The sequence below is a fragment of the Micromonospora sp. BL1 genome (assembly GCF_003667485.1).
Taxonomy (GTDB): domain Bacteria; phylum Actinomycetota; class Actinomycetes; order Mycobacteriales; family Micromonosporaceae; genus Micromonospora; species Micromonospora tulbaghiae.
This window is the reverse complement of the sequence record NZ_RCVK01000260.1, coordinates 1-19,391: the sequence shown is the minus strand read 5'-3', so window position 1 is coordinate 19,391 and position 19,391 is coordinate 1. Positions and strand designations below refer to the sequence as shown.

The following is a 19,391-nucleotide window of genomic DNA, read 5'->3' as shown; positions in this document are numbered from 1 at the left end:
CCCCAACCATGGGCGCACACCCCCGCCTCACCGGACCGCACGCACGCACCACCCCCTTAGCGCGTCGATCATGAAGTTAGCGGCGACAAATCAGACGCAGAACGGCGTCAACTTCATGATCGACGGGCCTGGAAGCGCCCACCCGTCCCCCGGCCTCGTCGCCGGTCGCCGGGCGCGTCGCGGCGGGTGATCAAGGAGTTTGCGTCACCGCAGCAGCCCTTTCCGTACCCAAACTCCTTGATCACCGGGCCACCCGAACGTGGCGCGCACCCCGGCTCACCGGACCCCACGCGCCGCCGCCGCACGCACCACCCGCCGCCTGCCCCATTACCGCGTCGATCATGAGGTTGGCGGTGACAAAATCGGACGAGGAACGCCGCCAACTTCATGATCGACCGGGCATGGGAGTGCCCAGCCGGCCCAGCCCACCCGTCCGCCGGCCCCGTCGCGGGTCGCCTCGCGGCGGTGATCAAGGAGTTTGCGTCACCGCGGGAGCCGTTTCCGTACCCAAACTCCTTGATCACCGCGGGTGGGTGGGCCGGGAAAGGAGCGCCGGGAACGCGGCGGGTGCCGGGGGCCGCAGTCAGGCACGCGGACTCGGCGCGCGGGCTGAGGCGCCCGCCGGGCTGAGCGCGCGGGCCGGCGCGACGTCGGGGGCAGCGCGGGCGTGAGGGCTCAGCGGGCGCCGGGAATCAGCGGCCTCGGGGCACAGCGGGTGCCGGTTGTCAGCAGCCCTGAGGGCTCGATGTGGCCTGGAGTGCCAGCGGGTACCGGCACTCAGCGGCCCCGAGGGCCGGCGGGTGCGGAGGGCTAGCGGGCGTCGGCCGGCTGGGCCTCGCGCGCCTCGATCGGCTGGCGCGGCCCGGGGACGGGCAGCGGCAGGGTGGGGCGCTGGTCGCGGCGCAGCGCGCCGAAGCTCATCCCGACCGGGTCGGTCCGGGCCACGCCCGGGTCGTAGAGGCGCAGGTCGGTGCGGCCCAGCCGGACCACGTCACCGTCGGCGATCGCCACGCTGCCGGTGACCCGGGTGTCGTTGAGCCAGGTGCCGTTGGTCGAGCCGAGGTCGGTGAGCATCACCCCTTCGGGGGTGGCCCGGACGGTGGCGTGCCGCCGGCTCAGGTGCGGGTCGGCGAGCACGATGTCGGCGGTCGGCGCGCGGCCGATCACCTGCGCGTCCTGGCCGACCCGGAACGTGAGCCCACGCATCGCCCCGCCGGACACCGTCAGCAACGGCATCAGCTCAGGATGCTCCTCCATGGACAGTCGACCTCCACCCCACATCGCCCCGCGGCGTCAGCCTGCCACCCCACCGTAGTGGCTTGCACCACCGCGCGGTCACCCCCGCGACCCCGGCCGGTCATCTCCCGTTCGCCGTTTCGGACGGCACTTCCGTCGATGCGACGGCTGATCGTCCGCGCAGCGTACGGCGCGTTCGACACCTACCGGCGAGTAATCCTCGGGTCTAGACTTCGGCCATGACCGCTGTGCATGTGCCGGGCGCCCCGCTCATCTCCGAGGGTCTGCTGGTGTCGACCAGCCCGGCCACCGGCGCCGAGGCAGGCAGATTCCCGCTGGCTGCTGAGGCGGACGTGCGTGCCGCTGTCGACCGCGCCCGGGAGGCCGGCGACTGGTGGGCCGGGCTCGGCTTCGCCGGCCGGCGGGACCGCCTCCAGCGCTGGCGCGGTGTGCTCGCCCGGCGGATCGAGGAGCTGGCCGACCTGATGCACACCGAGGGCGGCAAGCCGGTCGGTGACGCGGTGGTGGAGATCCTCACCGCGCTGGAGCACATCGACTGGGCGGCCCGCAACGCCCGGCGGGTGCTCGGGCCGCGCCGGGTCCGCTCCCGCCTGATCCTCGCCGAGTTCACCGGTCACCTCGAATACCAGCCGTACGGCGTGGTCGGCGTGATCGGCCCGTGGAACTATCCGGTCTTCACGCCGATCGGCTCCGCCGCGTACGCGCTCGCGGCCGGCAACGCCGTGGTGTTCAAGCCGAGCGAGTACACCCCTGCGGTCGGTCAGTGGCTGGTCGACCGGTTCGCCGAGGTTGTGCCGGAGCAGCCGGTGTTCCAGGTGGTGCACGGCTTCGGCGCGGTCGGTGCGGCGCTGTGCCGTTCCGGGGTCGGCAAGGTGGCGTTCACCGGCTCGACCGCGACCGCGAAGCGGGTGATGGCCGCCTGCGCCGAGTCGCTCACGCCGGTGCTGCTGGAGGCCGGCGGCAAGGACGCGATGATCGTCGACTCGGACGCCGACCTGGACGCCGCGGCGGAGGCGTGCGTGTGGGGCGGGCTGACGAACGCCGGCCAGACGTGCATCGGCATCGAGCGGGTCTACGCGGTCGACCAGGTCTTCGACGCCTTCGTCGACAAGGTGGTGGCGAAGGCCGGCCGGCTCACCGTGGGCGCCGACGGGTCCGACCTCGGCCCGATCACCATGCCGTCGCAGATCGACATCATCCGCCGGCACATCGACGACGCGATCGACCGGGGCGGCCGGGCGGTGCTCGGCGGCCCGGAGGCGGTCCAGCCGCCGTACGTGCACCCGACGGTCCTGGTCGACGTGCCGGAGGACTCGGCCGCCGTGCAGGAGGAGACGTTCGGGCCGACGCTCGTGGTCAACCGTGTCCGCGACGTGGACGAGGCGGTCGAGCGGGCCAACGCGCTGCCGTACGGGCTCGGGGGTTCGGTCTTCGGCCGGGCGCGGGCGGTGGCGGTGGCGCGGCGGCTGCGCTCCGGGATGGCCTCGGTCAACTCGGCGCTGACGTTCGCCGGCATGTCGACGTTGCCGTTCGGCGGCACGGGCGAGTCCGGCTTCGGCCGCATCCACGGCGAGGAGGGGCTGCGCGAGTTCGGCCGGCCCAAGTCGGTCACCCGCCGCCGGGCCCGGTCGCTGCTGCCGGCGATGACGTTCGAGCGCACCCCGGCCGACGTCGCCCGCATCGTCAAGATCGCCAAGCTGATGTACGGCCGGGGCCGCTGAGGCGGCGCCTCAGAACAGCGTCAGCTCGTCGCGTTCGATGCCGCGCAGCTTGTCGTAGTCGACCACCACGCAGCGGATGCCCCGATCGGTGGCGAGCACCCGGGCCTGCGGCTTGATCTCCTGCGCGGCGAACACCCCGGCCACCGGCGCGAGCAGCGGGTCGCGGTTCATCAGCTCCAGGTAGCGGGTGAGCTGCTCGACGCCGTCGATCTCGCCGCGCCGTTTCACCTCGACCGCCACCGCGCCGCCGACCGCGTCCCGGCAGAGCAGGTCGACCGGCCCGATCGCGGTCATGTATTCCCGCCGGACCAGCGTGTAGCCCTCCCCCAGCGTCGCCGGGTTCGCGGCGAGCAGCTCCTGGAGGTGCGCCTCGACGCCGTCCTTGCGCAGGCCCGGGTCCACACCCAGCTCGTACGAGGTGTCCTGGAAGATCTCCTCCAGGGTGATGCGCAGTTCCTCGCCGGCCTTGTTCACCACCCGCCAGACGCCGGGGGCCTCCTCCAGCCGGCACGGCGGGCTCATCCAGTTCAACGGCTTGTAGGCCCGGTCGTCGGCGTGGATCGACACCGACCCGTCCGCCTTCACCATCAGCAACCGGGTCGCCGGGGGCAGATGGGCCGAGAGCCGTCCGACGTAGTCCACCGAGCACTTCGCAATGACCAACCGCACCCGCCGAGGGTAGCCGAGGCCCCGGCGGACGCCGACGAGCGCCACTGGCGTACCGGTGCCATATTGAGATCGTGCTCGAAGTCCTCACCGGTTCCGGTCTGGCCGCCTCGGCGGGCCTGAACGCCTACATCCCGCTGCTGCTGATGGGGCTGCTGTCCCGCTACACCGATCTGGTCGAGCTGCCGAGTGGCTGGCAGTGGCTCGGCAACGGCTGGGTGGTGCTGATCCTCGCGGTCCTGCTCGCGGTCGAGGTGGTGGCCGACAAGGTGCCCGTGGTCGACCACGTCAACGACGTGGTGCAGACGGTGGTCCGGCCGACGGCCGGCGGGCTCGCGTTCGGCGCGGGCGCCGGCTCGGAGACGGTCACCGTCAGCGACCCGGACACGTTCTTCTCGTCGCACCAGTGGGTGCCGGTGGTGGTCGGCGTGTTCATCGCGCTCGGCGTGCACCTGCTCAAGGCCGCCGCCCGGCCGGTCATCAACGCGACCACGGCCGGTGTGGGCGCGCCGGTGGCCAGCACCGCCGAGGACGCGACGAGCGTCGTCATGTCGGTGGTGGCGCTGCTGCTGCCGGTGCTGGTGCTGGTGTTCCTGGTCGGCCTGGTGCTCTTCGTGCCCTGGCTGTTCCGCCGTCGACGGGAGCGGCGCCGGGAACGCGCCGCCGCCCGGGAGGCCGGTTTCCGCGTCTGACCGCGGCGGCTCAGCGGCTCTCGTACGTCATGCAGTCGGCCATGTCCATGTCCGGGCCGACGGTGATGGCCGGGGCGTGGCACTCCAGGTCGGCGTTGTGCCGGCAGTCCGAGCGCGAGCACGCACCGACCTGGGCCACGAGCTGGTCGATGCCGCCGCGCACGGGCATCTCCACGAACGTGTGGCAGTGCGCGTGGTCGCTGCTGCCGATGGTGATGGCGAACGCGTGGCAGTCGTTCGTGTGGTTGTAGGCGCAGGACCGGACGGCGCACTCCTGGACCCGGGGCATCTCCAACGACGCGGTCATCATCTCGCCCTTCAGTGGGTGTCTTGCCCCGACTTTAGGCTTTGTGATGCTTTCAGCGTGCGGGATCCAGCGCGTTCGCCTCGCGGATCACGGTGACCAGCTCGTCGATGATGCCGGTGAGCGCGAAGTCCTTCGGCGTGAACACCCGGGCCACCCCGGCGGTGCGCAGCGCGTCGGCGTCGGCGGCCGGGATGATCCCGCCGACCACCACCGGCAGGTCGCCCCGCCCGGCCGCGCGCAGCCCGTCCAGCACCGCAGGCACGGCGGCCAGGTGCGAGCCGGACAGCACGGAGAGGCCGACCAGGTCGACGTCCTCCTCGACCGCCGCCGCGACGATCTGCCCGGCGGTCAGGCGGATGCCCTGGTAGACCACCTCGAACCCGGCGTCGCGGGCGCGTACCGCGATCTGCTCCGCGCCGTTGGAGTGCCCGTCCAGCCCCGGCTTGCCGACCAGCAGCCGCAGCCGGCCGCTACCCAGCTCCCGGGCGGTCGCGACGACCCGCTCGCGGACCCCGGCGAGGGTGGCGTCGCCGGCTGTGCCGACCGCCCCGGCCAGGCCGGTCGGCGCGCGGTACTCGCCGTACACCTGGCGCAGCGCGCCCGCCCACTCGCCGGTGGTGACACCGGCCCGCACGCAGTCCAGCGTCGCCGGCATCAGGTTCGCCGTGGTGGCGGCGTCGGCGCGCAGCCGGTCCAGCGCCGCCTCGACCGCCGCCGCGTCCCGGTCGGCCCGCCACCGGCGTACGCCGTCGGTGGCCGCCTCCTCGACGGCCGGGTCGACCTGCTCGATCGCCTCGGCGCCGGCTGCGGTCAGCGGCGACGGCTCGGTCTCGGTGAACCGGTTGACGCCGACCACCACGTCCGAGCCGGACTCCATCCGGCGGCGCCGGTCGGCGAGCGAGGCCACCAGCGCGCTCTTGAGGTAGCCGGTCTCGACGGCGGTGACCACGCCGCCCATCTCCAGCACCTTCTCCAGCTCGACCCGGGCGCCGGAGACGATGTCGTCGACCAGCGCGGTCATCACGTGCGATCCGGCGAACAGGTCCGGGTACTCCAGCAGGTCCGACTCGTACGCCAGCACCTGCTGCATGCGCAGCGACCACTGCTGGTCCCACGGGCGGGGCAGGCCCAGCGCCTCGTTCCAGGCGGGCAGCTGCACGGCGCGGGCGCGGGCGTCGCGGGACAGCGTGACGCCGAGCATCTCCAGCACGATGCGCTGGATGTTGTTCTCCGGCTGCGCCTCGGTCAGGCCCAGCGAGTTGACCTGGACGCCGTAGCGGAACCGGCGCTGCTTCGGGTTCTCCACGCCGTAGCGGTCGCGGGTGATCTCGTCCCAGAGCGCGCCGAACGCGCGCATCTTGGCGATCTCCTCGACGAAGCGCACCCCGGCGTTGACGAAGAACGAGATCCGCTGGACCACGTCGCCCATCCGCTCGGGCGGCACCTGGCCGGAGTCGCGCACGGTGTCCAGCACGGCGACGGCGGTGGCCAGCGCGAAGCCGACCTCCTGCACCGGCGTGGCGCCGGCCTCCTGGAGGTGGTACGAGCAGATGTTCACCGGGTTCCACCGCGGCATCTCACGCAGCGTGTACGCGATCACGTCGGCGGTCAGCCGCAGCGACGCCGCCGGCGGGAAGATGTACGTCCCCCGGGACAGGTACTCCTTGATGATGTCGTTCTGCGTGGTGCCGGCGCAGCGGCTCAGCTCCGCGCCCTGCTCGGCGGCGACGGTGCCGTAGAGGCCGAGCAGCCACATCGCCGGGGCGTTGATGGTCATCGAGGTGTTCATCTCGGCCAGCGGGATGCCCTCGAACAGCGCCCGCATGTCACCCAGGTGCGCCACCGGCACGCCGACCCGGCCCACCTCGCCGGAGGCCAGCTCGTGGTCCGGGTCGTACCCGGTCTGGGTGGGCAGGTCGAAGGCGACCGACAGGCCGGTCTGCCCCTTCGCCAGGTTGCGGCGGAAGAGCGCGTTGGTGGCCGCGGCGGAGGAGTGCCCGGCGTACGTGCGCATCACCCACGGGCGGTCCCGCTCGGGCAGCCGTCCCGGCATCGCGTCGTCCATGGCCGGAGTTTAAGTTACCGTTCAGTAAAAGAGAGTGTGGAAAACCACACAACCCGATGCCCGCACCGGTGGGCCGGCGTGCTCGGCCGGCCCACCGTACGGGTTACTCGCTGCGGGCGGTCTCCGGACCGGTGATCCGTTCCAGCAGCGGCAGGGTGGCCGCGATGACCGCGAGACAGCCGAGCACGCCGAGGGCCACCACCGCGGCGAACCCGATCCCCGGCACGCGCAGGTCGTAGTCCATCTGCGCGCGCAGGAACAGCTGCGCGGCGACCAGTCCCATCCCGACCGCCACCACGGCGACGGTCAGCAGCGGCACGGTGCTCTCCAGGGCCACCACCCGGCGCAGCAGCCGCACCGGGGCGCCGCTGAGCCGGAGCAGGCTGAACGGCCTTTTCCGTTCGCTGAGGCCAGCCGCCACGGCCACGGCCAGGCTGCATCCGGCGAGCGCGAGACCGGCCACCACCACGAGGTCGGCCAGCCGCTGCCAGCCGCGCATGGTGTCGGCGAAGTCGGCCTCGAAGTCGCCGGGCACGTTCGGTGCCACGAAGAAGGTGGGGAACGCGGCTTCGAGGAGCGTCCGGGCCCGCTCCACCGCGACCGGGTCCTCCGCCTCGACCGCCACCGAACCCGCCGGGAGTCCCGCGAGGGCGGCCGGGTCCACCGGGGACGACGGCCAGACCCGGTCGGCCGAGGCGGACTCCCCCCAGGGGATCAGGTCCGGCGGCACCTCGGCGACGCTCGCCCCCGTGGCGCACCGCCCGTAGGCGGGCGGGATGTCCGCGCAGGCGATCACGCCGGAGTCGCGGCCGTCACCGCGTACCGGGTTCTCCCGGACGAGCACCGGGTTGCGGACGCCGGGAACCGCCGCCAGATCGGCCAGCAGCGTGGCCGGCGCCGGGGCGTCGTTTGTCAGCACCATCGACAGCCGTCCGGCCTCCAGGGAACCCCGGGGCGCCGGACCGCGCTCGTGCGCGATCGTCCCCATCACGCCCACGGCCACCGTCGTGACGAACAGCGCGAGCATCACGCCGCTCACCGCCCGGAACCCGGCGGCCGGGTTGTCGGCGAGCCGGCGCGCGGCGATCAGCGCGGCCGGCCGGCTGGCCCGGGCGGCCATCGCCCGGGCGCCGACCATGGTCAGCCACGGGCCGCCGGTGATCAGCCCGACCATGACCAGCAGTAGGGCGGGCAGGAACAGCGCGGTCTGGCCGTCCGACGTGGGGGGTCGGTACACCAGGGCGAAGCCCAGCCCGGCCAGGCCGAGCGCGAGCGGGATCAGCCGGTACGCCCGGGGCGGCCGGGGCGTGACCCGGCGGCTGACACCGAGCGGGGAGATCCGGACCCGGCGCAGCGCGACCCAGGCCGCGGCCGCCGCGCCCGCCGGCACGCCGAGGGCCACCAGGAGGGCCTCCGGCGCACCGATGGCCATGTCGCCGGGGAAGAACGGCATGCCGGTGAACGGAATGCCGGCGAGCTGCCCGCGGAACGCGAAGAACGCCGCGAAGCCGGCCGCCGCGCCGGCCGCCGCCGCGAGCGCGGCCTCGACGGCCGCGACGACCGAGATCTGCCGGGGCGTGGCCCCGACCAGCCGCATGGCGGCGAACCGCTGCTCCCGGCGGGCGGCGCCGAGCCGGGTCGCCGTGCCGATGAAGACGAGTACGGGAAACAGCAGTCCGCCCGCGGCCACGCCGAGGATGAGGTCGATCGCCGCCCTCGGCAGCGGAGCCCGGTTGTCGTCGAGCCGGGTGACCTTCCTGACCTGGTCCAGCTTCCCGACCTGCTCCGGGGTGCCGCCCACCAGGACGAGCAGGGTGTCCGGCGAGGTGAGCGCCGCCGGCCCGACGACGCCGAGGTCCCGGCCCGGGTAGCGGTCGGCGAGCTGGTCGGCGGGGATGGTGGCCAGCAGCTTGCGCAGCGCCGGGGAGGCGTAGAACTCGCCGGGCCCCGGCGCGCGGGGGACGCCGATCGGCGTGGGCGCGTCCGGACCGGTCGCGGCGACGTCGATACGGAGGATCTGATCGCCCCGGAAGTAGTCGGTGCGGGTGGACCACAGCAGCGGGTCGGCGGACCCGCCCGCCGTCTCCTGCGGGTACATCGACGCGTAGCGGGTGAGCTGGGCGTCGGTGGCGTGCACACCGGCGAGCGTGGTGAGCAGCAGCCCGGTGCCGACCGCGACGGCGGCGGCTACGGCGACCAGCCGGACCAGCGCCTCCCGGCCACCGGCGACGGCGAGCCGGAGCGCGAGCCCGATCACGAGGCGACCCCGGCGGGGGCGTTGACCCGGCCGTCCCGCACCATGACCTCCCGGTCGGCGTACGCGGCGATGCGCGCCTCGTGCGTCACCAGGACGACTGTGGTGCCCTTCTCGCGGGCGGCGGTTACCAGCAGCGTCATCACCTCCTCGCCGGTGAGCGAGTCGAGCGCGCCGGTGGGCTCGTCGGCGAACAGCACCCGCGGCTCGGCGACCAGGCCGCGGGCCAGCGCGACCCGCTGGGCCTGCCCACCGGACAGCTCCCCGGAGCGGCGGTGCTCCATGCCGGCCAGGCCGAGCCGCTCGAACCAGCCCCGCGCGGCGCGCAGCGCCGGAGTGCGGCGGACACCGCGCAGCAGCAGCGGCAGCGCCACGTTCTCCGCCGCGGTGAGTTCGGGCACGAGCTGGCCGAACTGGAAGACGAAGCCGAAGCTGTCGCGGCGCAGCGCGCTGCGGTCGGCCTCGCCGAGCGTGTCGATCCGGGTGCCGTCGAACCGGACCTCACCGGAGTCGGGGCGCAGGATGCCGGCCAGGCAGTGCAGCAACGTCGACTTGCCGGAGCCGCTCGGTCCCATCACGGCGACGACCTCGCCGGCCCCCACGGCGAGGCTCGCGCCGCGCAGGGCGGGTGTCTCGCCGAACGCGTACGTGACGTCGCGTGCCTCGATCATCGGGCTCATGGCCGTACCGCCTTTCTCAGGGCGTCCAGCCGGGCGCCCGTCGTCTCGATCCACCGCAGGTCCGCCTCGAGGTGGTAGAGGCCGTGGTCGGCCAGCATCACGTCGACGAGTTCGCCGCTGCGCTTGATCTCGGTGAGTTCGCGCATCCGGCGCAGGTGGGCGGCGCGCTGGGTGTCCAGGTACTCCTCGGCCGGGCGGTCGAGCATCAGCGCGAGCACGACCTTGGTGAACAACACGGTCTGCAGGTGCGGTTCCGGTTCGACCGGCTCGGTCAGCCAGTGCTCCACCTCGGAGGCGCCCACGTCGGTGATGACGTAGCGCTTGCGGTCCGGCCCGGCGCCGGGAGCGACGTCGCCGACCACCACCTTGCCGTCGCGGGCCAGCCGGCTCAGCGTCGAGTAGACCTGCCCGTACGGCAGCGGCTTGCCGCGCCCGAAGAAGGTGTCGTAGTCGCGCTTGAGGTCGTAGCCGTGGCTCGGCTCGCGTTCGAGCAGCCCGAGCAGGGTCAGGGGAACGGTCATGACCAGAGACTACACCGAGTGTATACCTCGCGTATATAGCTGACCCGGCAGTGGAACGGGCGACCGCACGACGCACACTTGACGTCATGGAGAACGAGCTCGCGATTTCCGTGCGAGGGCTGCGCAAGGCGTACGGCGACAACGTCGCCGTAGCCTCGGTGGACCTGGACGTCCGCCGGGGCGAGGTGTTCGCCCTGCTCGGCCCGAACGGCGCCGGCAAGACCACCACGGTCGAGATCCTGGAGGGCTACCGGCAGCGCGACGCCGGCGAGGTACGCGTCCTCGGCGCCGACCCCGCCCACCCCGACGCCGGCTGGCGTTCCCGGGTCGGCATCGTGCTCCAGGGCACCGGCGAGTTCGACGAGCTCAGCGTCATCGAGGTGGTCCGCCACTTCTCCGGCTTCTACCCGGAGGCCGACGACCCGGACAAGGTGGTCGAGCGGGTCGGGCTGGGCGCCAAGGCGAAGGCGCGCACGCACACGCTCTCCGGCGGGCAGAAGCGCCGCCTGGACGTGGCGCTGGGCATCATCGGCCGCCCCGAGCTGCTCTTCCTCGACGAGCCGACCACCGGCTTCGACCCGGAGGCCCGGCGCGAGTTCTGGGAGCTGATCCGGGACCTGTCCGCCGCCGGCACCACGATCGTGCTCACCACCCACTACCTGGACGAGGCCGAGGCGCTCGCCGACCGGGTCGGCGTGATCGCCGCCGGGCGGGTGATCGAGGTCGCGCCGCCGAACGCGCTGGGCAACCGGCAGGAGTCGCTGGCGACCGTCTCCTGGCGTACCCCCGACGGGACGCCGGCCTCGGCGGAGACCGCGACGCCGACGGCGCTGGTGGCCGACCTGGCCGCGCGCTTCGGCGGCGAGGTACCCGGCCTCACCGTGACCCGGCCGACCCTGGAAGACGTCTACCTGCGGATGATCGGACACTCATGACCACCACGACGAAGCACGCGGCCCCGGTCACCGCCGCGACCGCCGCCCGGCGGCCCGGCGCGGGCGCGCTGGCGCTGCGTCAGGGGCGGCTGGAGATCACCCAGTTCCTGCGCAGCCGGGAGTCCGTCGTGTTCACGATGGGCTTCCCGATCATCATGATCCTGATCTTCGCGGCGATCTTCAGCGACGAGATCGCGCCCGGGGTCAGCTACACGCAGTACTTCATCACCGGCATGATCGCGACCGGCCTGATGACGGTCAGCTTCCAGAACCTCGGCATCTGGATCCCGATCGAGCGGGACCGCGGCGTGCTCAAGCGCTACCGCGGCACGCCGATGCCGAAGTGGGTCTGGTTCGCCGGCAAGGTGATCATGGTGGTGGTCATCGGCATCGCGGAGACCGTGCTGCTGCTCGCCGTCTCGGTGGCGATGTTCGACCTGGACCTGCCGCAGACCACCGCCAAGTGGCTGACGTTCGCCTGGGTCTCCGTGCTCGGCGTCACCGCCTGCACGCTGTGCGGCATCGCGATCTCGTCGCTGGCCCGCACCGCGCGCAGCGGCTCGGCGGTGGTCACCCCGGTCGCGCTGGTGCTCCAGTTCATCTCCGGCGTGTTCTTCGTCTTCACCAGCCTGCCCACGTGGATGCAGCAGGTCGCGGCGATCTTCCCGCTCAAGTGGATGTGCCAGGGGCTGCGCTCGGTCTTCCTGCCGGACAGCTTCGGCGCCCGGGAGCCGGGCGGCTCGTTCGAGCTGGGCACCGTCGCGCTGGTGCTGGGCGCCTGGTGCGTCATCGGCCTGGTGCTGTGCCTGACCACGTTCCGCTGGACCACCAAGCGCGACGGCTGACCACCGCTCATCCGCCGTCGACGAGCGCCGCACCCAGCGGCGTACGCCAGTAGAGCACCTCGCGCCCGGACCGCCGCTTCGCGACCGCGCCCGCGTCGAGCAGCACCCGCAGGTGGTCGCTGACCGTGCCCAGGGACAGCCCGGTCACCACCACGAGCTGCGAGGTGCTCAGCGGCGCGTCCAGCCGGGCCAGGATCTCGGCCCGGTTCGCGCCGATCAGCCGGGCCAGGCCGTCCGGTGCCGGTGAGGTCGGATCGACCAGGATCCCGCGCGCCGGATAGACCATCCCGAACCGGGCCGGCGCGTCCCAGACCACCCAGCCGCGGCGGCAGTGAGCCGGCACGAACACCAGCTGTTCCGCCGCGTGCAGCGACAGCGGCGGCTCCGGGTAGTCGTTCACCTGGAGGCGGCCGTCGCCCAGCCACCGCACGTTGCGGTTGATGTCCACGATTGCCCCGGCCAGGCCGCGCATGCTCAGGGCGGCGGTACGGGCCACGATGTCCGCGCGCAGCCGGCGTTCCCGCTCCGGCCACTCCGGCGCGACTGTGTGCGCCCAGATCCAGTCGAGCAGTTCCACGACCTGCCCGGTGAGCCCGTCCGCCAGCAGTTCGGCCGCCAGCGGGCCCGGCCGGGTGGCACGCAGGTCGGCCCGGATCCGCTCGTCGGACAACCGCTCGATCGCCGCCAGTTCCCCGGCGAACGTCGGGTCCGCCGAGGCGGGCGCGATGGTGAGGAAGTCCGCCACCCACCGAAGGCCGAACGACGCCTCCACCAGCGCCCGGACCACCGGCCGGGCCGCCAGCATCTCCCGGAACGCGTCCACGTGCGGCCGTCGCCAGGCCTGCTCCCAGGGGACCTTCGGATGACGCAGCGCCTTCAGCGCGCCGACGGTCTCGGCCATCGGCGACACCGTGAAACGACTCCGCGCGACCAGGTCGGACGGCACCTGCCAGACGCCCACGTTTCGCCTCCAGACGTAAGTCTAGGGATTCCGCCGACGACCAGCCGACCATGCCCGGGTGAGAACGTACGCAGAACTGTTCGCGGTCCGGGAGTTCCGCAACCTGTTCCTGGCCAACTGCGCCGGGATCGCCGCCCACACCACGTCGGCGCTGGCCCTGGGCGCGCTGACCTACGCGTCGACCGGCTCGGCGCTGCTCACCGCGCTGAGCATGTTCGGGGCGCCGCTGGCCGGTGTCCTCGGCAGCCTGACGCTGCTGTCCGCCGCGGACAGCGTGCCGCCGCGCCGGGCGATGGCCTTCGCCGCCCTGCTCGCCACCGCCGGCGCGGCACTCCAGGCGGTGCCCGGGCTGCCGCTGTGGGCCCGCTTCGCGATCATCTTCGCCAACGCGTACGTGGGCTCGGTCGCCGCCGGCGCCAAGTGGGCGCTGCTCACCGACATCGTGCCGGTGAACGCCTACGTGCTGGCCCGGGCCACGATGAACACGAGCGTCGGCGTCATGCAGATCGCCGGGTTCGGGCTGGCCGGCGTCCTGCTGGTGTGGCTGAGCCCGTACCAGGTGTTCCTGCTGGCGCTGGTCCTGCGGGCGGTGTCCGCCGCGGTGGGATGGTTCGGGCTCACCGAGCGTCCGGCCCGGACCAGCGAACGGGTGACGGTCGCCCGCACGCTGCGCGTCAACCGGGTGCTCTGGGCCGACCCCGGCCGCCGGTCGCTCCTGCTCAACCTCTGGGTACCGGGCGGCCTGATCGTCGGCTGCGAGGCGCTGTTCGTCCCGTACGCCGCCGACCGCGCCGGCTTCCTGCTCGCCGCCGCCGCGCTCGGCATGCTGGCCGGGGACGTGGTGGTGGGGCGGTTCCTGTCCCCCGCCCTCCGCGAGAGGTGGATCCACCCGCTGCGGGTGCTGCTCCCCCTGCCGTACCTGCTGATCCTGCTGTCGCCGCCGCTGCCGGTGGCCATGGCCGTCGCGCTCGTCGCGTCCGTCGGCTACGCCTGCACCCTGCCGATGCAGGAACGGCTGATCGCCCACTCGCCGCCCGAGGCCCGGGGCCAGGTGCTCGGCCTGCACGGCAACGGGATGCTCGCCGCGCAGGCGGTGTGCGCCGCGCTCGCCGGGGCGCTCGCCGACCTGGTCACGCCGTCGCGCGCGGTCGCGCTGCTCGCCGCCGTGGCGCTGGCCGTCACCGTCGCGCTCACCCCCGGCCTGCGCCGGACCGCGCCGGGCGCCGGGGAGCCGGACAGCAGACCCGCGGCGGCCGTCCCGGCACCGTGATGCCGGGCGGCTGCCCCCGACGCGTACCGGATGGCACACTCGCCGGCATGGCACACACGCTGACCCGGCGGACGGTGCTCACCGCCGCCGCCGGGATCGCCGGGGTCGGCCTGGTCGGCGGCCTGGCCGCCCGGCAACTGGCCGGCCCCCGCCCGGGACCGGCCCCGGACCTGCCGGACGCCCCGCCCGGCGACGAGCGGCTGATCCGCATCGCGTCCGCCGCGCGCGGCCGCGAGGTGGACTTCTGGACGGCCGTGCCCGACGGGTACGGCGACGGCCGCGGCCTGCCCGTCTGCCTGGTGCTGCACGGCGCGTCGGCCACCCCGCGCGACTACGGCCGGTTCGGGCTGGCCCGCTTCCTCACCGACGCGGTACGCCGGGGCGCCCCGCCGTTCGCGCTCGCGGGCGCCACCGGCGGGCGGCTGTCGTGGCGCGCCTCGGGCGACGACGACCCGCAGCGGATGGTGCGCGAGGAGGTGCCCACCTGGTGCGCCCGGCGCGGTTTCGACAGCAGCCGGCTGGCCGTGTGGGGCTGGTCGATGGGCGGCTTCGGCGCGTTGCTGCTCGCCCAGACGTACCCGAAGTGGCTGCGGATGGCGGCGGCCTTCTCCCCCGCGGTGAGCCCCGGCGACGCGGTCTTCACCGGCGTGGAGAAGCTGCGCGGCACCCCGGTCGGGCTCTGGTGCGGGCGGCAGGACAACTTCCTCAAGGATGTCCGCGCGCTGGCCCGGGTGCTGCCCGAGGAGCCGGTACGCGCCGCCTGGGCCGACGGGCGGCACAACTTCGGCTACTGGGGGACAGTCATCCCGGACGCGTTCGCGCTGATCGGCGCCGCGCTCAGCCCACCCCGGACGTGAACCGCCCCCGGCCGCGCGGGCCGGGGGCGGGACGGGCCGGTCAGTACGAGTAGAAGCCCTGGCCGGTCTTGCGGCCCAGGTCGCCGGCGGTGGCCATGCGCTGGAGCAGCTCCGGCGGGAAGAACTTCTCGTCCGCGGTGTCGGTGTAGATGTTGCGGGTGGCATTGAGCAGCACGTCCACGCCGGTCAGGTCGACGGTGGCGAGCGGGCCCATGGCGTGGCCGAAGCCCAGCTTGCAGGCGGTGTCCAGGTCCTCGGCGGAGATCACGCCGGACTCGACGAGCTTGACCGCCTCCATCGCCAGCGCGCAGATCAGCCGGGTGGTGACGAAACCGGCGATGTCCCGGTTGACCACCACCACGGTCTTGCCGATTCCCTCGGCGAACGACTTGACGGTGTCCATGGTCGCGTCGCTGGTCTTGTAGCCGCGTACCAGCTCGCAGAGCTTCATCATCGGCACCGGCGAGAAGAAGTGCGTGCCGACGACCGACTCCGGGCGCTCGGTGGCGGTGGCGATCTGGGTCACCGGGATGGCCGACGTGTTCGTGGCGAGCACCGCGTCCGCCTTGCAGATCTTGTCGAGCGCGCGGAACACCTCGTGCTTGATCTCGATCTTCTCGAAGACCGCCTCGACCACGATGTCCGCGTCGGCGGCGGCCTCCAGCTCGGTGGTCGGGGTGATCCGGGCCAGCGTCGCCTCGACCTCGGACGCCTCGATCTTGCCCTTCTCGGCGAACTTCGTCAGCGACTTCCGGATGCCGTCCACACCGCGCTTCGTGGCCGCGTCGTCGATGTCGCGCAGCGTCACCTGCCAGCCCGCCTGCGCCGCCACCTGGGCGATGCCCGAGCCCATCAGCCCGGCACCGACGACCGCGAGTCGACCCGCCATCTGCTTCTCCCTCGCCGTGTTCTGCAACGTCTGGGAGAACCCTACTTAACGAGGGATAAGCCCCGGCCGTCAGATGGCCAGGTCCGGCTCCTCCGGCGCGGTGCCGCGCTCCACCTCGACGCCGAGCGCCCGCAGGTCCGCCACGAAGTCCGGGTAGCCCCGGTCGACGTGGTGCACGTGCGAGACCTCGGTCAGCCCGTCGGCGCAGAGCCCGGCGATGATCAGCCCGGCGCCGGCCCGGATGTCGGTGGCGCGTACCGGGGCGCCGGACAGCCGCTCCCGGCCGCACACCAGGGCATGGTGGCCGTCGGTACGGATCTCCGCGCCCAGCCGCATCATCTCGTTGGCGAACATGAACCGGCCGTCGAAGATGTTCTCGGTGATCAGCGAGCCGCCCTCGCTCACCGCCGCGAGTCCGATCGCCATCGGCAGCAGGTCGGTGGCGAAGCCCGGGTAGGGCAGCGTGACCACGTCGACCGCCCTCGGGCGGTCGTCCATGCGTACCCGGAAGGCGTCGCCCCGCGTCTCCACCAGGCCGCCGGCCGCGACCAGCTTGTCCAGCGCGACCTCCAGGTACGCCGGGTCCAGGCCGGTGACCGTCACGTCCCCGCGGGTCATCGCGGCGGCGAACGCCCAGGTGCCGGCGACGATCCGGTCCCCCACAGTGGCGTGCCGGACCGGCCGCAGCTCGGGTACACCGACGATGTGCAGCGTCGACGTGCCGGCCCCCTCGATCCGAGCGCCCATCCGGGTCAGCATCGTGCAGATGTCGACGATCTCCGGCTCGCGGGCCGCGTTGTCGATCGTCGTGGCACCCCGGGCCAGCACCGCCGCCATCACCAGGTTCTCGGTCGCGCCCACGCTCGGGAAGTCCAGCACGATGTCGGCGCCGTGCAGCCCGTCCGGCGCCTCGGCGATGACGAAGCCGTGCTCACCGGAGATCTCCGCGCCCATCCGGGCCAGCCCGGCGATGTGCATGTCCAGCCCACGCGAGCCGATGGCGTCGCCGCCGGGGTGGGCCACCCGGACGTAGCCCCGGCGGGCCAGCAGCGGGCCGAGCACGCAGATCGACGCGCGCAGCCGGCGGACCAGGTCGTAGTCGGCCTCCGCACCCGGCCGCTCCGGCACGTCGATGAGCACCGAGCGGGACCGCTCCACACCGCCGTGGGCCACCATCGGGTCGACCGGGTCGTCCGGGCCGAACCGTACGCCGCAGCCGAGCCGCCGCAGCACCTCGCCCATGATCGCGATGTCGGTGATCCGGGGCACGTTGGTGATCAGGCTGCGGCCGGGCGCGAGCAGCGCGGCGGCCATCAGTTTCAGCGCGGAGTTCTTCGCACCCACCACGTGCACGGTGCCGGCGAGCCGGGCGTCGCCGCGTACCCGGATGACGTCGACGTCGTTGAGCGCCGGATCTCCCGCGTCACCCGGACCCACCGGACTCGGCCGGGCCGGGATCGTCAGTTCCGGTATCCGTAGGCTGTGCGTCATGGCCGTCCACCTCACGCGCATCTACACCAAGGCCGGCGACGCCGGCATGACCAGGCTGAGCAACAACGAGCAGGTGCCGAAGACCGATCCGCGCATCGCCGCGTACGCGGACGTGGACGAGTGCAACGCCTCGATCGGCGTCGCGCTCGCCCTGGGGCAGCTCTCGGACGAGCTGCGGGCCGTGCTGGAGTCCGTGCAGAACGACATGTTCGACGTCGGTGCGGACCTGGCGACGCCGGTCGAGCCGGACCCGAAGTACCCGCCGCTGCGGGTGACGGAGGAGTACGTCGAGCGCCTCGAGGGCTGGTGCGACGAGTACAACGCGCGCCTGAGCAAGCTCGACTCCTTCATCCTCCCCGGCGGCACCGCGGGCGCGGCACTGCTGCACGTGGCACGGACGACCGCCCGGCGCGCCGAGCGTGCGGCATGGGCGCTGGTCGCACACGACCCCGATCGGACCAGTCCCCTCCCGGCAAAGTATCTCAACCGGCTCTCCGATTTGCTCTTTATCCTCTCAAGAACGGCAAATCCGGACGGCGACGTGCTATGGGTGCCGGGCGGGAAGCGCTGACCATCGGCGGCCTCCATCACGTGGAGGTGTGGGTACCCGACATCGCGGCGGCCAGTCGTTCCTGGGGCTGGCTTCTCGGCGAGCTGGGCTGGACGCCGTACCAGGACTGGCCCGCCGGCCGGTCCTGGCGCCTCGGCGCGACGTACCTCGTGCTGGAGGAGTCACCGGCGCTCACCGGCCGCACCCACGACAGGTGCGCGCCCGGCCTGAACCACCTGGCCTTCCACGCCGGCCCGCCGGCCGCCGTCGAGCGCCTGGTCACTGCCGCTGGAGGGTACGGCTGGACGCTGCTGTTCCCGGACCGGCACCCGCACGCGGGCGGCCCGGACAGCTACGCCGCCTACCTCACCGACGGGCAGGGGTACGAGGTCGAGCTGGTCGCGGAGACGTGAAAAGGCCGGCACCCCTTGGTTCGGGGTGCCGGCCTTCGTGTCTCTTACTTGTTCCAGTGCTCGGCGACCAGGTCGGCGGCCTGCTGCTCCCACTGGGCGTAGTGGTCCGGGTAAGCACTGACCTGGACGGTCTGGGCGGCCTTGGTCAGGGGCATGTCCTGCCAGCCGTCGACCTGCTTCAGACCCTTCAGGAACGCCGTGGTCGAGTACTCGGGGTCGGTGATCTGCTCGACCGTGCCCCAACCGGAGGACGGGCGCTGCTGGAACAGGCCCTGCGAGTCGTGGTCGTTACGGTCACCGAGGTGGCCGAGGTTCTCCAGCTTCGACTCCTGCAACGCCGTCGCGATCGACACCACCGCGGCGCGCTCGTCCATGCCGGCCTTCTTCGTCGCCGCGATGATCGCCTTCACATTCTTGGTCTGCTCGTCGTTCAGGTCGATACGGGACTGCTCGCCCTGCACACCATGCGGGATCAACTTGTCACCCTGCACGCTCACACTCACCGGCTTCGCATGCGTGGTGGTGTCCGCCGCGTGAGCGGCCACCGGACCGGCGAACACGCCACCGGTGAAGGCCAGACCAGCAATACCCAGAACGCTCTTACGCAGAATCGTGTTCATGATGGGGGCTCCATTCGGGGGTCGACGCACCCGGGGGTCGGGATACGCGTGGCACCGTCAGGCGCTCAAAAAGTCTTGGGGGATCTCGGCTGCTCACGGGGCACCGGGGGGTGCCTCTGCGCGGCGCCGGAAGCATGTCCAACGACCCGCCACCCGCCGTCATTCCCGGGGCGATGCACGCCACCCGGGCGGCGCGGGGGTTCACGTCGTCGGAACCGTGTTCAACGACCAGCCCGCCGGGATCATTCCCCGCGGCTCACGTCGCCAGAACCGAACTCAACGACCGCCAGCCCAAGACTGTTCCCGCAGCCAGCGGCCCCTTCTCAGAGCGCGACTGGTACTCGGTCGCTCACCCGGTTACAACGCCACCCACCCGCCGCCCATTCCACCCTCAGAG

At 72.9% G+C, this 19,391-nt stretch carries 19 protein-coding genes; 8 read left to right on the top strand and 11 right to left on the bottom strand.

Going from position 1 to position 19,391, the window contains the following annotated elements:
* Positions 1–810 precede the first annotated feature (810 nt).
* A complete protein-coding gene (locus EAD96_RS18165) occupies positions 811–1,257 on the bottom strand; it encodes an FHA domain-containing protein (RefSeq protein ID WP_120573401.1) in 447 nt (148 codons plus the stop codon).
* A gap of 218 nt (positions 1,258–1,475) precedes the next feature.
* On the opposite strand from EAD96_RS18165, the gene EAD96_RS18160 reads away from it, so the two are divergent.
* A complete protein-coding gene (locus EAD96_RS18160) occupies positions 1,476–2,978 on the top strand; it encodes an aldehyde dehydrogenase family protein (RefSeq protein ID WP_120573400.1) in 1,503 nt (500 codons plus the stop codon).
* 9 nt (positions 2,979–2,987) lie between these two features.
* Here the strand turns inward: EAD96_RS18160 and nucS are convergent, their stop codons facing one another.
* Positions 2,988–3,647, bottom strand: a complete 660-nt coding sequence (nucS, locus tag EAD96_RS18155; protein ID WP_030271426.1) for an endonuclease NucS — start codon at positions 3,645–3,647, stop codon at positions 2,988–2,990.
* A gap of 71 nt (positions 3,648–3,718) precedes the next feature.
* On the opposite strand from nucS, the gene EAD96_RS18150 reads away from it, so the two are divergent.
* Positions 3,719–4,336, top strand: coding sequence for a DUF4126 domain-containing protein (locus EAD96_RS18150; RefSeq protein WP_120573399.1), 618 nt, complete (start codon positions 3,719–3,721; stop codon positions 4,334–4,336).
* 10 nt (positions 4,337–4,346) lie between these two features.
* Here the strand turns inward: EAD96_RS18150 and EAD96_RS18145 are convergent, their stop codons facing one another.
* From EAD96_RS18145 to EAD96_RS18125, 5 genes are all read right to left on the bottom strand, one after another.
* The gene (locus EAD96_RS18145; RefSeq protein ID WP_120574165.1) at positions 4,347–4,643 is read right to left on the bottom strand and encodes a DUF1540 domain-containing protein; all 297 of its coding nucleotides are present in this window, start codon (positions 4,641–4,643) and stop codon (positions 4,347–4,349) included.
* Positions 4,644–4,695: 52 nt separating this feature from the next.
* Entirely contained in the window at positions 4,696–6,708 is a 2,013-nt protein-coding gene (locus EAD96_RS18140) for a protein meaA (RefSeq protein WP_121685146.1), read from the bottom strand.
* Positions 6,709–6,811: 103 nt separating this feature from the next.
* Complete coding sequence (locus tag EAD96_RS18135) at positions 6,812–8,965, bottom strand: FtsX-like permease family protein (protein ID WP_121685145.1); 2,154 nt, start codon at positions 8,963–8,965, stop codon at positions 6,812–6,814.
* Positions 8,962–9,642 (bottom strand): ABC transporter ATP-binding protein, encoded by a 681-nt coding sequence (locus EAD96_RS18130; RefSeq protein WP_121685144.1) that lies wholly within the window; start codon positions 9,640–9,642, stop codon positions 8,962–8,964. Before EAD96_RS18130 ends, EAD96_RS18135 begins: the two co-directional genes overlap by 4 nt.
* Entirely contained in the window at positions 9,639–10,163 is a 525-nt protein-coding gene (locus EAD96_RS18125) for a PadR family transcriptional regulator (protein WP_121685143.1), read from the bottom strand. The genes EAD96_RS18130 and EAD96_RS18125 overlap by 4 nt, the downstream gene beginning before the upstream one ends.
* 86 nt (positions 10,164–10,249) lie before the next feature.
* On the opposite strand from EAD96_RS18125, the gene EAD96_RS18120 reads away from it, so the two are divergent.
* Complete coding sequence (locus EAD96_RS18120) at positions 10,250–11,098, top strand: ABC transporter ATP-binding protein (RefSeq protein WP_120573394.1); 849 nt, start codon at positions 10,250–10,252, stop codon at positions 11,096–11,098.
* Positions 11,095–11,943: an ABC transporter permease gene (locus tag EAD96_RS18115; RefSeq protein ID WP_121685142.1), complete on the top strand. Its 849-nt coding sequence runs from the start codon at positions 11,095–11,097 to the stop codon at positions 11,941–11,943. The genes EAD96_RS18120 and EAD96_RS18115 overlap by 4 nt, the downstream gene beginning before the upstream one ends.
* 7 nt (positions 11,944–11,950) lie before the next feature.
* On the opposite strand, the gene EAD96_RS31835 is transcribed toward EAD96_RS18115, so the two are convergent.
* Entirely contained in the window at positions 11,951–12,844 is an 894-nt protein-coding gene (locus EAD96_RS31835) for a helix-turn-helix transcriptional regulator (protein ID WP_305034165.1), read from the bottom strand.
* A 118-nt stretch (positions 12,845–12,962) separates the two neighbouring features.
* Between EAD96_RS31835 and EAD96_RS18105 the strand changes: the two genes are divergently transcribed.
* Both EAD96_RS18105 and EAD96_RS18100 read left to right on the top strand, forming a co-directional pair.
* Positions 12,963–14,174, top strand: coding sequence for an MFS transporter (locus EAD96_RS18105; protein WP_120573391.1), 1,212 nt, complete (start codon positions 12,963–12,965; stop codon positions 14,172–14,174).
* Between the two features lie 47 nt (positions 14,175–14,221).
* On the top strand, positions 14,222–15,031 hold the full coding sequence (locus tag EAD96_RS18100) for an alpha/beta hydrolase family protein (protein WP_121685140.1): 810 nt from the start codon (positions 14,222–14,224) through the stop codon (positions 15,029–15,031).
* 40 nt (positions 15,032–15,071) lie between these two features.
* Here the strand turns inward: EAD96_RS18100 and EAD96_RS18095 are convergent, their stop codons facing one another.
* Complete coding sequence (locus EAD96_RS18095; protein ID WP_120573389.1) at positions 15,072–15,920, bottom strand: 3-hydroxyacyl-CoA dehydrogenase family protein; 849 nt, start codon at positions 15,918–15,920, stop codon at positions 15,072–15,074.
* 69 nt (positions 15,921–15,989) lie between these two features.
* The gene (gene murA, locus EAD96_RS18090; RefSeq protein ID WP_121685139.1) at positions 15,990–17,411 is read right to left on the bottom strand and encodes a UDP-N-acetylglucosamine 1-carboxyvinyltransferase; all 1,422 of its coding nucleotides are present in this window, start codon (positions 17,409–17,411) and stop codon (positions 15,990–15,992) included.
* Between murA and EAD96_RS18085 the strand changes: the two genes are divergently transcribed.
* Positions 17,410–17,982: a cob(I)yrinic acid a,c-diamide adenosyltransferase gene (locus tag EAD96_RS18085; RefSeq protein WP_013475364.1), complete on the top strand. Its 573-nt coding sequence runs from the start codon at positions 17,410–17,412 to the stop codon at positions 17,980–17,982. The genes murA and EAD96_RS18085 overlap by 2 nt on opposite strands.
* Positions 17,958–18,374, top strand: coding sequence for a VOC family protein (locus EAD96_RS18080; RefSeq protein WP_121685138.1), 417 nt, complete (start codon positions 17,958–17,960; stop codon positions 18,372–18,374). The genes EAD96_RS18085 and EAD96_RS18080 overlap by 25 nt, the downstream gene beginning before the upstream one ends.
* A gap of 44 nt (positions 18,375–18,418) precedes the next feature.
* On the opposite strand, the gene EAD96_RS18075 is transcribed toward EAD96_RS18080, so the two are convergent.
* Positions 18,419–18,994 carry a hypothetical protein gene (locus tag EAD96_RS18075; RefSeq protein WP_121685137.1) on the bottom strand — a complete coding sequence of 192 codons (576 nt, stop codon included), beginning with the start codon at positions 18,992–18,994 and terminating at the stop codon, positions 18,419–18,421.
* Positions 18,995–19,391: the final 397 nt, after the last annotated feature.

Bases quoted from the DNA above. Each gene is read 5' to 3' on its own strand.
- EAD96_RS18140 (WP_121685146.1), bottom strand. From the start codon at position 6,708: ATGGACGACGCGATGCCGGGACGGCTGCCCGAGCGGGACCGCCCGTGG.
- EAD96_RS18160 (WP_120573400.1), top strand. From the start codon at position 1,476: ATGACCGCTGTGCATGTGCCGGGCGCCCCGCTCATCTCCGAGGGTCTG.
- EAD96_RS18085 (WP_013475364.1), top strand. From the start codon at position 17,410: ATGGCCGTCCACCTCACGCGCATCTACACCAAGGCCGGCGACGCCGGC.
- murA (WP_121685139.1), bottom strand. From the start codon at position 17,411: ATGACGCACAGCCTACGGATACCGGAACTGACGATCCCGGCCCGGCCG.
- EAD96_RS18115 (WP_121685142.1), top strand. From the start codon at position 11,095: ATGACCACCACGACGAAGCACGCGGCCCCGGTCACCGCCGCGACCGCC.
- EAD96_RS18145 (WP_120574165.1), bottom strand. From the start codon at position 4,643: ATGACCGCGTCGTTGGAGATGCCCCGGGTCCAGGAGTGCGCCGTCCGG.
- EAD96_RS18095 (WP_120573389.1), bottom strand. From the start codon at position 15,920: ATGGCGGGTCGACTCGCGGTCGTCGGTGCCGGGCTGATGGGCTCGGGC.
- EAD96_RS18075 (WP_121685137.1), bottom strand. From the start codon at position 18,994: ATGAACACGATTCTGCGTAAGAGCGTTCTGGGTATTGCTGGTCTGGCC.
- EAD96_RS31835 (WP_305034165.1), bottom strand. From the start codon at position 12,844: ATGGCCGAGACCGTCGGCGCGCTGAAGGCGCTGCGTCATCCGAAGGTC.
- EAD96_RS18080 (WP_121685138.1), top strand. From the start codon at position 17,958: ATGGGTGCCGGGCGGGAAGCGCTGACCATCGGCGGCCTCCATCACGTG.
- EAD96_RS18120 (WP_120573394.1), top strand. From the start codon at position 10,250: ATGGAGAACGAGCTCGCGATTTCCGTGCGAGGGCTGCGCAAGGCGTAC.
- EAD96_RS18130 (WP_121685144.1), bottom strand. From the start codon at position 9,642: ATGAGCCCGATGATCGAGGCACGCGACGTCACGTACGCGTTCGGCGAG.
- EAD96_RS18125 (WP_121685143.1), bottom strand. From the start codon at position 10,163: ATGACCGTTCCCCTGACCCTGCTCGGGCTGCTCGAACGCGAGCCGAGC.
- EAD96_RS18165 (WP_120573401.1), bottom strand. From the start codon at position 1,257: ATGGAGGAGCATCCTGAGCTGATGCCGTTGCTGACGGTGTCCGGCGGG.
- EAD96_RS18100 (WP_121685140.1), top strand. From the start codon at position 14,222: ATGGCACACACGCTGACCCGGCGGACGGTGCTCACCGCCGCCGCCGGG.